14 protein-coding genes and 1 riboswitch are annotated in these 14685 nt (G+C 56.2%); of the genes, 8 read left to right on the forward strand and 6 right to left on the reverse strand.

Annotated elements, in window-relative coordinates:
- Positions 1-66: 66 nt before the first annotated feature.
- The 3 genes from rsgA (at position 67) to NY406_RS02615 (ending at position 3583) form a co-directional block, all read left to right on the forward strand.
- Complete coding sequence (gene rsgA, locus NY406_RS02605) at positions 67-1002, forward strand: ribosome small subunit-dependent GTPase A (protein ID WP_260535256.1); 936 nt, start codon at positions 67-69, stop codon at positions 1000-1002.
- A 256-nt stretch (positions 1003-1258) separates the two neighbouring features.
- Positions 1259-2635 carry an NAD-dependent succinate-semialdehyde dehydrogenase gene (locus tag NY406_RS02610; protein ID WP_260535259.1) on the forward strand — a complete coding sequence of 459 codons (1377 nt, stop codon included), beginning with the start codon at positions 1259-1261 and terminating at the stop codon, positions 2633-2635.
- A gap of 12 nt (positions 2636-2647) precedes the next feature.
- Positions 2648-3583, forward strand: a complete 936-nt coding sequence (locus NY406_RS02615; RefSeq protein WP_260535260.1) for a DUF1848 domain-containing protein — start codon at positions 2648-2650, stop codon at positions 3581-3583.
- Between the two features lie 92 nt (positions 3584-3675).
- On the opposite strand, the gene NY406_RS02620 is transcribed toward NY406_RS02615, so the two are convergent.
- Together NY406_RS02620 and NY406_RS02625 are read right to left on the reverse strand one after the other, a co-directional pair.
- Positions 3676-4902 carry a transcriptional regulator gene (locus NY406_RS02620; RefSeq protein WP_260535262.1) on the reverse strand — a complete coding sequence of 409 codons (1227 nt, stop codon included), beginning with the start codon at positions 4900-4902 and terminating at the stop codon, positions 3676-3678.
- Positions 4903-5197: 295 nt separating this feature from the next.
- Complete coding sequence (locus NY406_RS02625; RefSeq protein WP_260535264.1) at positions 5198-6409, reverse strand: helix-turn-helix transcriptional regulator; 1212 nt, start codon at positions 6407-6409, stop codon at positions 5198-5200.
- Between the two features lie 175 nt (positions 6410-6584).
- On the opposite strand from NY406_RS02625, the gene NY406_RS02630 reads away from it, so the two are divergent.
- Genes NY406_RS02630 through NY406_RS02640 form a run of 3 tightly spaced genes read left to right on the forward strand, consistent with a single transcriptional unit; the run spans position 6585 to position 9271 of the window.
- Positions 6585-7121 (forward strand): low molecular weight protein-tyrosine-phosphatase, encoded by a 537-nt coding sequence (locus NY406_RS02630; protein WP_260535266.1) that lies wholly within the window; start codon positions 6585-6587, stop codon positions 7119-7121.
- Positions 7051-8019, forward strand: a complete 969-nt coding sequence (locus NY406_RS02635) for a diacylglycerol/lipid kinase family protein (protein WP_260535268.1) — start codon at positions 7051-7053, stop codon at positions 8017-8019. Before NY406_RS02630 ends, NY406_RS02635 begins: the two co-directional genes overlap by 71 nt.
- 16 nt (positions 8020-8035) lie before the next feature.
- Positions 8036-9271, forward strand: coding sequence for a GlmU family protein (locus tag NY406_RS02640; protein WP_260535270.1), 1236 nt, complete (start codon positions 8036-8038; stop codon positions 9269-9271).
- A gap of 216 nt (positions 9272-9487) precedes the next feature.
- Here the strand turns inward: NY406_RS02640 and NY406_RS02645 are convergent, their stop codons facing one another.
- From NY406_RS02645 to NY406_RS02655, 3 genes are read right to left on the reverse strand one after another with little or no spacing between them, the layout of a single operon-like run.
- The gene (locus NY406_RS02645) at positions 9488-9892 is read right to left on the reverse strand and encodes an integrase core domain-containing protein (protein WP_260535272.1); all 405 of its coding nucleotides are present in this window, start codon (positions 9890-9892) and stop codon (positions 9488-9490) included.
- Entirely contained in the window at positions 9893-10327 is a 435-nt protein-coding gene (locus NY406_RS02650; protein WP_260535274.1) for an IS3 family transposase, read from the reverse strand.
- A 23-nt stretch (positions 10328-10350) separates the two neighbouring features.
- A complete protein-coding gene (locus tag NY406_RS02655; protein WP_260533154.1) occupies positions 10351-10641 on the reverse strand; it encodes a transposase in 291 nt (96 codons plus the stop codon).
- Between the two features lie 71 nt (positions 10642-10712).
- Between NY406_RS02655 and NY406_RS02660 the strand changes: the two genes are divergently transcribed.
- Together NY406_RS02660 and NY406_RS02665 are read left to right on the forward strand one after the other, a co-directional pair.
- Positions 10713-11522: an IS3 family transposase gene (locus tag NY406_RS02660; protein ID WP_260535276.1), complete on the forward strand. Its 810-nt coding sequence runs from the start codon at positions 10713-10715 to the stop codon at positions 11520-11522.
- A 283-nt stretch (positions 11523-11805) separates the two neighbouring features.
- Positions 11806-12438: a transposase gene (locus tag NY406_RS02665; protein ID WP_260535278.1), complete on the forward strand. Its 633-nt coding sequence runs from the start codon at positions 11806-11808 to the stop codon at positions 12436-12438.
- Positions 12439-12667: 229 nt separating this feature from the next.
- Here the strand turns inward: NY406_RS02665 and thiC are convergent, their stop codons facing one another.
- Entirely contained in the window at positions 12668-14335 is a 1668-nt protein-coding gene (gene thiC / locus NY406_RS02670) for a phosphomethylpyrimidine synthase ThiC (RefSeq protein WP_317618662.1), read from the reverse strand.
- Between the two features lie 65 nt (positions 14336-14400).
- A riboswitch (TPP riboswitch) is annotated at positions 14401-14507 on the reverse strand.
- Positions 14508-14685: the final 178 nt, after the last annotated feature.

Consider the following 14685-nt stretch of genomic DNA (forward strand, 5'->3'; position numbering starts at 1 on the left):
CCGATTCGTCCCGCCCAGGGTCGGCATATCGGTGCGGCGGGGGATAATCAAGTTCAGCCTTTTTGCATGAAAGAAACGCTTTCGGGTGTGGTGACGCGGGTTACCGGCGCATCCTATATCGTTGAAACCGCTGATGGCCTGAAGGTCAGGTGCCGAACCGTGCCCAGCACCGTGAGCGAAAACGAGGGTGCAAATCTCGTGGCGGTTGGCGACCGGGTTGGGTTCAGGCTGAAGGTCTCAGAGACCGACATGGCGGAAGGGGTGATTACCCGCGTCGAAAAGCGGTGCACGGCGCTGGTTCGACGGCGGGAGGTGAGGCGCAACCGGAGCAAGGAGAAGGAGCAGGTCATCGTCGCGAACATCGACCAGCTCGTGCTGATCACCTCGTTCGACGATCCGCCCTTCAACAGCCGCCTCGTGGATCGCTACCTCGTCTTCGCCGAATCGGAGAAGTTGCCGCTTCTGATCGTGGTCAACAAGATCGATCTCGACGAAGATGGCATGGTCGAAGAGGATCTGGAGGTCTATCGCCAGCTCGATTGCAACATCTGCCTCGTCAGCGCCGAGGATGGCCGGGGAATCGAGGAGTTGCGCGAGCTGCTGCACGACCGCATGTCGGCCTTCAGCGGCCACTCCGGCGTGGGAAAATCGACGATCATCAACCTGCTTGTCGGACGCGAGGAGCTGCGGACTGCCGAGACGAGCTGCAAGACCGGCAAGGGGGTGCACACCACCACCAGTTCGGCGATGTTTTCGCTGCCGGGTGGTGGCTACGTGATCGATACACCGGGCATCCGCGAGTTCAACCTCTCCGGCATCACCCGAGAGAACCTGCGCTTCTACTACACGGAGTTTCTGCGCTACATGCCGGAGTGCGCCTTTTCGTCGTGCAGCCACACGGTTGAACCGGGGTGTGCCGTGATTGCGGCGGTCGAGTCGGAGTCTATCGCCCCGGAACGCTACGAGAGCTACCTCGCCCTGCTCGATTCGCTTGAGGAGTGAGTAGGGTGTTGTCGTCGGGCGTGGATCTGGAGCGAATAACACATCAGCAATAATAATTTGCCAGGGAATCTGGAGCAGAGTCCTGTCATTCTGAGTCCGACTTTGTCGGGCGAAGAATCCAGAGAGTTACATAAGGTGAAATGAATTAATGATTTATCTGCCTGTTTCCGAAGAGGCTGGATTCTTCACTTCGCTTTGCTCCGTTCAGCATGACAAGAGTAATCCATAACCCGAATACCAAAAAGAACCCATAGCTATGATCGTTACCATCAATCCAGCGACCGGCGAAAAGCTTGCCGAATATCCGGTGATGATTGCCGGGCAGATCGATACCGTGCTTCGCCAGGCTGACGGCGATTTCCGTCAGTGGCGCACGACCGGCTTCGAGGAGCGGAGCGCCTGCATGAAACGGCTCGGCGAGCTGCTTCGTACGGAGGCTGCCGAGCACGGGCGGATTATTACGCTTGAGATGGGCAAGCCGCTCTCGCAGGCGGTGGCCGAGGTGAACAAGTGCGCCTGGGTGTGCGATTACTTTGCTGACCATGCGGAGGAGTTTCTCCAGCCCGAAAAGAGCGAGATCGACGGCGCAACGGGTATGGTGACCTTCGACCCGCTTGGGGTGATTCTCGGCGTGATGCCGTGGAACTTTCCTTACTGGCAGGTGCTGCGCTTCGCTGCGCCGATCCTCATGGCAGGCAACGGCATCGTGGTGAAGCACGCGCCGAACGTGACCGGCTGTGCGATTGCCATTGAAAAGCTGTTCCGCGATGCCGGGTTTCCAGAGCACCTCTACCGCGCGCTGCACATCGACCTCGACGAGGTTGACCGTTTGACCGGCTTCATGATCGACCATCCGGTGATCAAGGCGGTCTCCGTGACCGGCAGCACCGGCGCGGGTCAGGCGGTGGCTGCCAAGGCGGGCAAGGCGCTGAAGCGCAGCGTGCTGGAGCTGGGCGGCAGTGACCCCTACATCGTCCTCGACGACGCCGATCTGCGCCAGGCGGTCGATGTGTGCGTCGCGGGACGGCTGCTCAACGCGGGCCAGAGCTGCATTGCCGCCAAGCGCTTCATCGTGCAGTCGGGCGTGATCGGCGAATTCACGCGGATGATTGTCGAAAAGATGCAGCGGGCGGTGATGGGCGATCCGTTCCGCGAGGGCACCGAGGTCGGGCCGATTGCCCGCGAAGACCTGCGCGACCTCGTCCATGCGCAGGTGCAGCGGAGCGTCGAGGCCGGGGCTGAGCTGCTCTGCGGCGGCCAGGTGCCGAACGCGCCGGGCTGGTACTATCCGCCGACCGTGCTCTCCGGCGTCAAACCGGGAATGCCCGCTTACTCGGAGGAGATCTTCGGCCCGGTGGCCACCATTATTGAGGTAGCCGATGATGAAGAGGCGATCGCCATTGCCAACGACAGCGAGTTCGGACTCGGCTCGGCGGTCTTTTCGCAGGATACCGACCGCGCGCTCGGCATCGCCCGGCGGCTCGAAGCGGGAAGCTGCTTTATCAACTCGATGGTCAAGTCCGACCCGCGCCTGCCGTTCGGCGGTGTCAAGAAGTCGGGTTACGGGCGTGAGCTGTCGCACCACGGTATCCGCGAGTTCGTCAACATCAAGACGCTGCTTCTGCCGGGCTGACCGGGCGCGGCGATGGCGTTCCGGGGATGGGATAAGCTGCCGATTCGCATCGAGACCGGCGAAACGGTCGAGGCGATTGCGCCGGTGATCGTTTCAGCCAGCCGCGCCACCGACCTTCCGGCATTTCACGCCGAATGGTTCATGGCGCGGCTCCGCGCGGGCTACGTGCAGTGGCGTAATCCATTCAACGCCCGGCAGACGCAATACGTCTCGTTCCGTAAAACGCGAGCCGTGGTTTTCTGGAGCAAGAACCCCGCACCACTGTTGCCGCACCTCTCCGAAATCGATGCCTTGGGCATCAACTACTACTTCCAGTTCACCCTGAATGACTACGAGACTGACGGCTTCGAACCGGGCGTTCCGCCGCTCGCCGAACGGCTCGAGACCTTCCGCCAGCTTGCTGGACGCATCGGCCCGGAGCGCATCGTCTGGCGCTTCGACCCGCTCGTGCTGACCGACCGCCTCACCGCCGATGTGCTGCTGGAACGGATTGAGCGCCTTGCCGGAGCGTTGCGCGGCTGCACGCGGAGACTTGTCGTCAGCTTCGCCGACATCGAATGTTACCGGGCGGCACGTCGCCGTTTGTCACGCATAGGCGCTGGCGCTCGCGAGTTTACGCCGGAGGAGATGGACGAGTTCGCCGCCCGGCTGGTCGAACGCAACAAGGATTGGGGACTCGAACTTTCGGCCTGTGCCGAGGATAGTGAACTGGCAGGGATTGCAAAAAGCCGGTGTATCGATGGCCATTTGCTGGCGAGCTGCTTCGGCGACGACGGTGAACTGATAGAATTTCTCGGCGGCGGCACCCTTTTTCCTGGCGATGCGCCAGTCAGCGCTGCGCTGAAGCATCAGGGGCAGCGCAAGGCCTGTGGCTGCATCGTGAGCAAGGACATCGGCGCATACGGAACTTGCGGACACGGCTGCCTCTACTGTTATGCGTGCCGATAGCCGTAGTATTGCGTTGGGGTGGGATGGCGTAAAAAACAAACCGGGGCGTTGATTGCACCCCGGCGGTTTGATTCGGTGGTGTCTGTCAGGTGTCAGATCACTTCCGATGCGAGTTCTGACAGGTAGGTCTTGATCGACTTGTGCTTGTCCAGACCGAGTTTTCGGTGCATCCGGTAGCGGATGCTCTCCATGCCTCTGGTCGAAATGCCGATTGACCGCGCGATCTCCCGCGTGTCGTAGTTGAGCTTGACCATCAGGCTTACCCTGAGTTCACGCTGGTTGAGGTTCGGGTGCTTTTTCTGAAGCTTGGAGAGGAACTCCGAGTCGCCGACGGTGAGTTCGGTTTTGAGACGTTTTTCGGTCAGTTCGGTCTCGATCATACTGTGGCACTCCTCGAGAATCTTCTGCTTGGCCGCCGATTCGATGTCGAGGCTCTTGATCTGGTCGCAGATCAGGTGCAGGGAAGAGGTCTTTTCGCCGACAGCCGTGGAAATTCTTGTCAGCTCCATCTCCTGAGCGGCGATTCTGGATTTCAGCGCAGTTTTTTCCTGCTCGAATCGCTGGATCTCTTTTTTGCCCAGTTCGATTTGGGCATTGAGCTGGATGATTTTCTGACTCAGCTTTTGCTCGTTTTCTGCCTTGAGCTGGCGCATCTCCTTTTCATGGAGTTCTTCTCTGGCTTTCAGATCCTCCTGCATGTGATCGATAGCCTTGAAGTAGGGGTAGAAGGGACTATCGGTGGGTGGAAGGAATATTTTCTGATTGAGCATGTTGAGCCACGAAATTCTGGCAATAGTCGCGAGAAATTCATTTTTCATCGAGATTTCTTCATCGACATCCTGATCCTCCGGCTTCTCGGGAGCTTTGCCTGACCGGTACTCCAGGAGGGTGGTCATCGCATCGCGATAGCCTTCCCTGAGCAGGACTGTCATCGTGTGGGGCGCCATTGCGGCGAAGGTTTCGATGATGATTCTGCACGACTCGTTGATGTTGTAAAAAACGACTACGGCAAAATCGAGACCCGAGCGGTAGACGATGTCGTTAATGCCCTGCTTGTACTGGAATGATATGTCGCTGATGTTGTTCATGTCCCACAGGAGGTAGAGCGGAGAGCCCTTGATTCCACTCTCTTCGAGCACATCGTGAACCAGCTCGATGCTCATGGAGTTCAGCGTTATCGGATGATCCGACTCGACATAGTGGTGAAAAATGTTGTCACCTATAAGCTCGAGGCGTTTGACATAGTCGGCACCGGCCGGGATTGATTTCCAGTTGTGTTTTGAGGTAACCGGAAGATTGGAAACTGGGCAGGTTTGCATGGCGCTTCAATTAATTGCGTTATTAAAGCCAGCTGTCATGAAGTATAATTATACTGTTATGACGCAGATGTTACACATATTATACAACTTTTCCTTCTATTATTCCCAATAATTACGGAGGATCAGGTAATACGTGTGGCGAATTTTCTTTGTTGAATCGATATCGTGTTTAACGTATCGTTCTGGCAGGATTCTGTGGTGGGGATACTTTTTTTGCCGTGAGCATTCACCGGCATTCATGCATGTTTCGGTTTGGTAACGGCAAATGCATGAATGCAGCGCTTCACTTGGCGACTCAGAGCGATTCGGTGGCCAGGTTCGTAAGATAGGTCTTAAGGGAGTTGTGTTTGTCGAGACCGATTTTCTTGTGCAGCCGGTAGCGGATGCTTTCGATGCCTCTGGTCGACAGGCCGAGAGACCTGGCGATGTCGCGTGAGTGATAGTCCAGCTTGATCATCAGGCTGATTCTGAGCTCTCTCTGATTGAGATTCGGGTGCTTTTTCTGGAGTTTGGAGAGGAAGACGGAGTCTGTTTCAGTAAGTTCGGTGTTGATCAGCGCGGCCTGGTTGCTGGTTTCGAAGAGCGTGGCGCATTGGGCTGAAATCTTCTCCATTGCTGCCGGATCGATGTTGATCTTCTCGATCATTTCGCACAAAGAGCGCAGAGCAGCGTTTTTTTCGGCATTTGCCGTTGAAATTCTGGTGGCTTCGATCTCCTGTGCGGCAATTCTGGAAAGCAGTGCGGACTTCTCTGCCTTGAATCGCTGCTCGCTCCTTTTGCATATCTCGATCTGCTCGTCGAGCAACGAATTCTTGCTGGCCAGAAGTACCCGGAACTCCTGTTCTATCCTTTCGATGCTCTGCTGATGCTCCTCCTCCAGAGCTTGCAGGTCGCGGCGCATCATATCGAGAATTTCGAAATACGGGTATGAGGCGTGATTTTCAGGAGGGAATATTTCCAGCTGGTTGAACTGCCTGAGCATGAGTATTCTCGATACTTCGGCAAGGAACGCATTGCTGAAAGCCTTGTCTGTTCCTGCATCGGGTTTTGTACTGGCAACATTGCCTGATTTGAAGTCGAGAATTGAGGTTACCGCCTCTTTGTATGATTCGCAGAGCATGACCGGCAGCTTCTCTGTTGAGAGGCTTTGCAACATTTCAAGCTGAAGCCTGACGGATGGCTTGATATTATAAAGCACAATAAGCCGGAGGTCGGACTCCTGGGCGGTGAGCAGGTTCGTGAACTCTCTCTTGTATGAGAATTTGAGATCGATGATGGGCTCACAATCGATCATAATAAATACCGGCTTGCCGGTGAGATTTTCTTCGCCAATCAGTGATGTGAAATCGGCGGAATACAGATGATCCGGAATGATGCCCTGGCTGGCCAGTTCCTGCACATGAATGATATCATTGCCGATCAGGCTGTATTTTCTGGTATAATTGCCCTGGCGATTTTCGAAGCTCCAATGTTCTTTTCGGTAACCGAAAGTCCTGAAACTGGGCACTGGGTCATGGTGAGGGACTTTAGGAGTTGAGGAGATGAAAATTACAGGAAACTATACAAACTACTTAAATATCCGATATTATATGGTTTTAAAAAACTGTTTACGTGATAATATTTTACGTTATAAGCTCAATTTTGCATGGGTTTGTCGTTCTGTTTCAATCAAATTTTAAGCCATGCCGGTAAGAATACTTTTTGTCTGTTACGAAAATATCTGCTGTTCTCCGATGGCGGAGGGCGCTTTCGGACACGCCGCGTCGCTGCACGGAGCTGGTGGCTTCTTTGAAGTCGAATCTGCCGGAACGGTGTGCTACCAGTCCGGTTCCTCTCCCGACCACCGCGCTGTTCGGTCTGCGGAGCGCCACGGCATCGACATCTCTTCGATTCGGGCGCAGTGCATTGACGATCTCGATCTTGGTCGTTTCGACCGGATTTTCGCGATGGATGCAGAGAATCATCGTGACATGCTCGACGCGCTCGACGGTCTGCCGGTGCCGGTGCACATGATGACCGATTTCGCCCACTCCGACGCGGGCGCGGAAATCGAAGACCCTTATTACGGCAGCGAAGAGGGCTTCGGCCGGACCATGGAGCAGCTTCTGCGCAGCGCTACGGGAATTGTGTCGGCCTTGCGGGAGGCATATGAACTGCCCATCGGCGAACTCCAAGCCGGGGCGATTTTTCACCACACCGGAAACGGCGATGGGCGGTAGCGTTACCTTCATTTTCAATCCCGCTGCCGACAAGGGGCGCGCCGCCTCGAAAGCCGATCTCATCGAGCGCTCGCTCGCGCACTTCGAGACGGCGTCGCTTGAAACGACGCGCTTCGCCGGACACGCCGGCGAGATCGCCCGCGCCGCCGCCCGAGATGGCGCGACGCTCATCGCCTGCGGCGGCGACGGTACGCTCAACGAGGTGGTCAACGCCGTCGCGGGTCAGGCGGTGAAGATCGGGGTTCTGCCGGTCGGATCAGCCAACGATTTCCTCAAAACCTTCAATCCCTCGACAAAAGAGCACGAGGCGCGCATCCGCGGCTTTGCTGGATCGGCCAGCCGCCGCGTCGATCTCGGCAAGGTCGAGTTCGGCGGGGGCGAGTCGCGCTACTTCGTCAACTCCATCGGCATCGGCTTTACTGGGCGGATTGCCAGCACGGTGAAGGCGACGCCGTGGCTGAGAGGCGAACTCTCGTATGCCTGGGCGCTGGTGAAGGTGCTTTTGGGTTATAGTGCTGTAAAAATGCATATTACGCTCGATACCGTTGAGGGGATGGTTGATCTATACGAGCCGGTGTTCGCCTTTTCGGTCTCCAACGGAAAGGTCGAGGGTGGGAAGTTCCGCATCTCGCCGGATGCCGATCCATGCGACGGGCTACTCGATGTGTGCATTCTCAAGGCGATCCCCAAATGGCGCTTGCCCGGATATGTGCTGAAATATCTGAAGGGGAGCCAGATTTACGATTCCAAAGTCATCTACTGCAAGGCAAAGTCGGTCAATGTGTTCCTCTCCGTAAGCGAGGCCATGCACATGGATGGCGAGGTGATCGACAAGGCTGGCGGCGCAATCGCCATTACCGCCGAGCCGCTCGCGGTCGAGATGCTTTACGAGCCATAACGAAAAATCGATTCCCATGCAGGTCATCATTTTTGAAGACGAAAAAACGCCCCGCTTCACGCCGCTCGCCGACCTGAAGCCGGTGTACAATCTCGTGACCGGTTGCCATTCGCTCAGGGAGCGCTTCGTCGCGGCCTTCGGCGGTCGGCAGATGCTCACCTGGCACTTGCGCCGCCACATCGCGCCGTGGTTTGCGGAGGCCAATCCCGGCTCGGTGGTCAACAGCGTTCTGGAGGATGAGGTGCTGCTGGTCAACGGGCGGCTCATCTGCGATGCGGCGGTGACGCAGTTCATCGACGCGGAGCGGATCGCGTTGGGCGAGGCTATCGTTCAGAACGGCAATCTCCTCTTCTGCCGCACTAAGGCCGAGCCGCTTCATGTTTTAAATACGGTGTTTCCGGATACCATCGATGGCATGATGCTGGCCGGTGCGTTCTCCTGCGTCGAAGTTTCCGGGTTCCGTTTGATCGAGAATCTCTGGGATCCCGTGACGATGCACCCGGCGATGATGCGCGAGGACGGCGAGGCTCTGGCGCTCGGACGCATCGACGGCGAGGTGCATCCGTCAGCGATTCTTGTCAATCCGTCCGCGATCACCGTCGAAAAGGGCGCGGAGGTGAAGGCCGGAGCGGTGCTCGACGCCTCGGACGGCTTTATCTTTATTTGCGCGCGCGCGGTGGTGGAGCCGGTGGCGCTGCTGATGGAGAACGTCTTTATCGCGCCGGGCGCGAGGGTGAAGAGTGGCGCGAGGATTTACAGCAACGTCTTTGTCGGCGGCGGCGTGAAGGCAGGCGGCGAGATCGAGGATTCGATCATGGAGCCGTTCTCGAACAAGCAGCACGACGGCTTCCTCGGCCACTCCTACATTTCGAGCTGGTGCAACCTCGGCGCGGGCACCGACACCTCCGACCTCAAGAACAACTACAGCCAGGTGAGCATCGAGACCGCGCACGGCAAAATAGCCACCGGCCAGCAGTTCCTCGGCCTGTTGATGGGCGAGCACTCGAAATGCTCCATCGGCACCCGCTTCAACACCGGCACGGTGGTCGGCACTTCGTCCAACATCTTCGGCAACGGAATGCCCGCGAAGTACGTCCCGTCATTCTCCTGGGGCGACGGGAACACCGGCACGTCACGATACGAAGCCGACAAAGCTGTCGAGACGGCGCGAAAGGTGATGGCGCGACGCAAGGTCGAGATGAGCGCGGCGTATGAGGAGATGTTGAGGGCGGTGGCAGGGGAGTCGGAGTAACTTTGCTGCCAACTCATAGTGCTCGCTGGCATTTCTTGCCATCTTTGGATTAAATTGTTTCAAGTTTCTCCTTAGTCAATTCGTAGCCTCCCAACCTTACGGATTTGATCTTATTTGTTAACATTTATGCGAACCATTGAGTTTTTCAAGACATCAACTGGTAAAAGTGAGGTACTCCCCAGTTATAGGACAGCTATCGAGAGAAAATAAGTTTGTTCATGCGGCTTTCGGAATCAGTCGTTTATTGGCAGAATAGACTTTTGCCGGAACCTGACCATCAAGCGCTTTGTGGCGACGAACCGTGTTGTAGTCGTTGAACCAATGCTTCAGGCCTTTGTAGAGTTCGAGACCATCGGCTGGTGGGTTCAGGTAAATGTACTCATACTTGACGCTCCGCCATAACCGTTCGATGAAGACGTTGTCAATTGCTCGGCCTTTGCCATCCATGGAGAGTGCAGACTTGGACTCTGTGATGACGGCTTCGGCAAAGACCTCGCTGGTGAACTGGCTGCCCTGATCGGTGTTGAGAATCTTGGGTGCCCCGTGCAACCGCACGGCTTCAAGCAAGACCTCGGCACACCATTTGGCATCCATGGTATTCAACACCGACCAGTTCAGCACTTAGCGGCTTTTCAGGTCAATGATGGCCATCAGGTACATGAATCCATGGGCCATCGGCACATAGGTGATATCAGTTGCCCAAACATGGTCGCTGTGCTTGATCGCAAGTCCCCGGAGCAGATACGGATAGACCTTATGGCCCGGCGCCGGTTTCGAGGTGTTCGGCTTGGGGCCGATGGCTTCCAGACCCATAAGGCGATAGAGCCGCCGTACCCGTTTGAGGTTGATCTTGTAGCCTTTGTCCATACTCAGCCATTGCCACATACGGTAAACGCCGTAGTATGGCCTCAGCAGGTACTGCTCATCAATCAGCCGCATGAGCTCACGATTCAGCTTCGAGGTCTTTATCGGCTGATAATACAGGCCTGATCGGTGGATCGAAAGCAGGTCGCACTGGCGTTGCATGCTGATACCGCTATGTTCTTTCTCAACCATGGAGCGTCGTTCCGAGAGCGATTTTACGACTGCAATTTTTTTTTGAGCCAGTCGACCTCAACCTTCAATTGGCCGATGGTTTTGTAGAGTTCTTCGCTCTCCTGCTGATAATCCTGCTCGGTTTTCCTAGCCTTTTCACCTTTCGAAAAGACATCGGAGGTCTTGTCGAGGAACTCCCGTTTCCATTGAGTGATCTGGTTCGGATGAAGCTCATGCTTCTGGGCGAGTTCTGCCATGGGAAGCCGTTCACTGAGGGCTTCCAGGACGACCTTTGTTTTGAATTCAGGCGTAAACTTGCGGCGTGTTTGTTTCATAGTGACTGCTGGGTTTTTGTTGATCCAATTTAACCAGCCGTCCTATTTTTGGGGAGTATCTCAGTATCAGCATGCAACGCCAGTGCGACCTGCTTTCGATCCACCGATCAGGCCTGTATTATCAGCCGATAAAGACCTCGAAGCTGAATCGTGAGCTCATGCGGCTGATTGATGAGCAGTACCTGCTGAGGCCATACTACGGCGTTTACCGTATGTGGCAATGGCTGAGTATGGACAAAGGCTACAAGATCAACCTCAAACGGGTACGGCGGCTCTATCGCCTTATGGGTCTGGAAGCCATCGGCCCCAAGCCGAACACCTCGAAACCGGCGCCGGGCCATAAGGTCTATCCGTATCTGCTCCGGGGACTTGTGATCAGGCACAGTGTCCATGATTGGGCAGCTGATATCACTTATGTGCCGATGGCCCATGGATTCATGTACCTGATGGCCATCATCGACCTGAAAAGCCGCTATGTGCTGAACTGGTCGGTGTCGAATACCATGGATGCCAAATGGTGTGCCGAGGTCTTGCTTGAAGCCGTGCGGTTGCACGGGGCACCCAAGATTCTCAACACCGATCAGGGCAGCCAGTTCACCAGCGAGGTCTTTGCCGAAGCCGTCATCACAGAGTCCAAGTCTGCACTCTCCATGGATGGCAAAGGCCGAGCAATTGACAACGTCTTCATCGAACGGTTATGGCGGAGCGTCAAGTATGAGTACATTTACCTGAACCCACCAGCCGATGGTCTCGAACTCTACAAAGGCCTGAAGCATTGGTTCAACGACTACAACACGGTTCGTCGCCACAAAGCGCTTGATGGTCAGGTTCCGGCAAAAGTCTATTCTGCCAATAAACGACTGATTCCGAAAGCCGCATGAACAAACTTATTTTCTCTCGATAGCTGTCCTATAACTGGGGAGTACCTCACACTTTGTGGGTGGCGGCCTTCAATTTGTTATCAAAATTTCATCACATTCTTTATATGGCGTGCGGCCAAAAGCAATGAGATTTGGTGCTTCTTTTAATGTTCCGGCGCTTGATATCGTAGATTTACCAAGTCTTCGAGAAATATTTAAAGGTAATAGGTAAGCCCTAACAAGTCGTTCAAGCCGACGGCGCTACGCGCCGCGCCGCGGCTTAACTCCAGCGTTATGATCCACGATGAACTACGATCATCAAAAACATCATCGCCACTCGATTCGGTTGGCCGAGTATGACTATTCAAAAGGCGGCGCGTATTTCGTAACGATTTGCACTCGAAACGGCGATCAGATATTGGTAAACCCACCAAAACCTATACATCCTGTAGGGGTAGCCCTCGCGGCTACCCATTCTCCTGAAACGCCTCCCAATCTCGAATCCAACCTCAAACCCGACACTGCACACCTGTTAGAACTGACGCCAATCGGTGAAATTGTGAATCGCAATTGGCGAACGTTGCCCGAACGTTTTCCGATGCTGTCGTTGGACGAATATGTGATTATGCCGAATCACCTCCATGGCATTGTGGTCATCAATGAACAGGATCAATCGGAGCAGTGTGATGCCGAAAAGAGGGTAGGCGCGAGGCCTACCCCTACACTTGGTGCGGTGGTTGGGGCGTTTAAATCGATGTCGGTCCACGATGTTCTTGTTTACATAGAAGAGAACGGTTTGGATATGATCGGGAAAATCTGGCAGCGGAACTACTTTGAACGGGTCATCAGAAATGAACGTGATCTGGACAACATCAGAACCTATATCAGAAACAATCCCAGGAATTGGGACCGAGACGACGAAAATCCGGCAAGGTAATCGCAACGGCGATCCAATATCCTCGAAACCAAAAACCTGCTGTAGGGGTAGCCCTCGCGGCTACCCCTTCTTACGAATCTCCTCCCAATCCCAATTCCGAACCCGACACTGCACTTCTATTCGAACTGGCTCCAATCGGCAAAATCGTTGATAGCCACGATAAAGTGTGCGCCTAAGGTCTTATAAGTCCTATACGATAATAGGACTTATAAGGAGGGAAACTCTACGATTACACCCCTTCAGCCGTTTCCTGCGAGCGTTTCATCGAGCAGAAGTCGGGGCCGCACATGGTGCAGTATTTGGCGGTGGCGGTGGTGTCGCCGGTGGCGGCGATGTTCTGGGCGTGGATCTGCCGCGTTTTGAGCGGGTCGAGGGCGAGGCTGAACTGGTCTTCCCAGGCGAAGGCGTAGCGCGCCTTGCTCATCAGCTCGTCGCGCAGCCAGGCGGTCGGGCTGCCTTTGGCGATGTCCGCTGCGTGGGCGGCGACGCGGTGCACGATCACCCCTTCGCGCACGTCGTCGCGGTCGGGCAGCCCGAGGTGCTCTTTCGGCGTGACGTAGCAGAGCATCGAGCAGCCGAGGCTGGCGATGAGCGTACCGCCGATGGCCGAGTTGACGTGGTCGTAGCCGGCGGCCACGTCCGTGACGAGCGGGCCGAGGGTGTAGAAGGGCGCTTCGTGGCAGTGCTTAAGCTGCATCTCCATGTTCTCGCGGATCAGGTGCAGCGGCACGTGGCCGGGGCCTTCGATCATTACCTGAACGTCGCGCGCCCAGGCGCGGAGCGTCAGCTCGCCGAGCGTCTTCAGCTCGCCGAACTGCGCCGCGTCGTTGGCGTCGCCGATGGAGCCTGGGCGCAGCGCGTCGCCGAGCGAGACCGCCACGTCGTAGCTGCGCAGAATGTCGCAGATGTCGTCGAAGTGCGTGAACAGGAAGTTCTCCCTCTTGTGCGCGCGGCACCAGCGGGCCATGATCGAGCCGCCGCGCGAGACAATGCCGGTTTGCCGCGCTTCTGCGCCGGGCAGGGTGGCGGCGAGAATGCCGGAGTGGATGGTGAAGTAGTCAACCCCCTGCTCGGCCTGCTCGACGAGGGTGTCGCGATAGACCTCCCAGCTCAGCTCCTCGGCTTTTCCGCCGACCTTTTCGAGCGCCTGGTAGAGCGGCACCGTGCCGACCGGCACCGGCGAGTTGCGCAGAATCCACTCGCGGGTCTGGTGGATGTTCTTGCCCGTGCTCAGATCCATCACCGTGTCAGCGCCCCAGCGGCAGGCCCAGACAGCCTTTTCGACCTCCTCGTCGATCGACGAACCGAGCGCCGAGTTGCCGATGTTGGCGTTGATCTTGACCCGGAAGTTTCGCCCGATAATCATCGGCTCAATCTCCGGGTGGTTGATGTTGGCCGGAATGATTGCCCGTCCCCGAGCCACCTCGTCGCGCACCATCTCCGGCGTCACCGGCGTGCCGCCGCATCGCTCGATCCACGCTTCGAGCGCCTGGTTCTCGCGGATCGCCACGTACTCCATCTCCGGCGTCACAATGCCCTTGCGGGCGAAGTGCATCTGCGTGACCGCCTCGCCCGCCTTCGCCACGCGCGGCTTGCGTCCGGTCATCGAGAGTTCGCCTCTTGCCGACTCGACCGCGCCGTAGTCGAAACCCCAGTGGTCGCGTACCGGAGTCAAACCTTTACGGACGTCGTGCTTCCGCTCCGCGTCACCGAACGGGCCGCTGGTGTCGTAGAGCGGCATTGCGTCAAAACGTTCGCCCTTGCACTCGTAACTTCTGGTGAGGGCGACGCTTCTCATGCCGACCTCGATTGGGTAGATGGAGCCTTTGATCGAAATTCTGGACGAAGCAGGACCGAAAAAGTGCTTTTCGGGGCAGGATGCGTTCTCTTGGTTCATGGAGCGAGTCAGAAAAAACGCAGGGTTTCTATGCTGGATGGGCGGGTGAAGCAGAGCGAGGGGGCATGGCGTGCTTCATCTTTCCTTGCGTCAGCATTACCTGCATCAAGTTATAGGGGTGTGATCTCAGCTTCGGTGCACGGATCGTGGCGAAGCACCCCCAAGATGATTTTTATTGAGAGCATGATAACCAAAATCGGCCTGATTTCCAAGGGCACCCATTCCCGGCAATCCTTGAGAAAGCGGGGGTTTTGTGTAAATTACGGCCTCATTTGACCAAGAGGCGCCCTGGCAGTTTCAATTCTTTTTTCTGGCCTTCAATGAATAAATTTTTTCGGGTTTTCAATCTT

It is taken from the genome of Chlorobaculum sp. MV4-Y, assembly GCF_025244685.1.
In the GTDB taxonomy this organism is placed as follows: Bacteria; Bacteroidota; Chlorobiia; order Chlorobiales; family Chlorobiaceae; genus Chlorobaculum.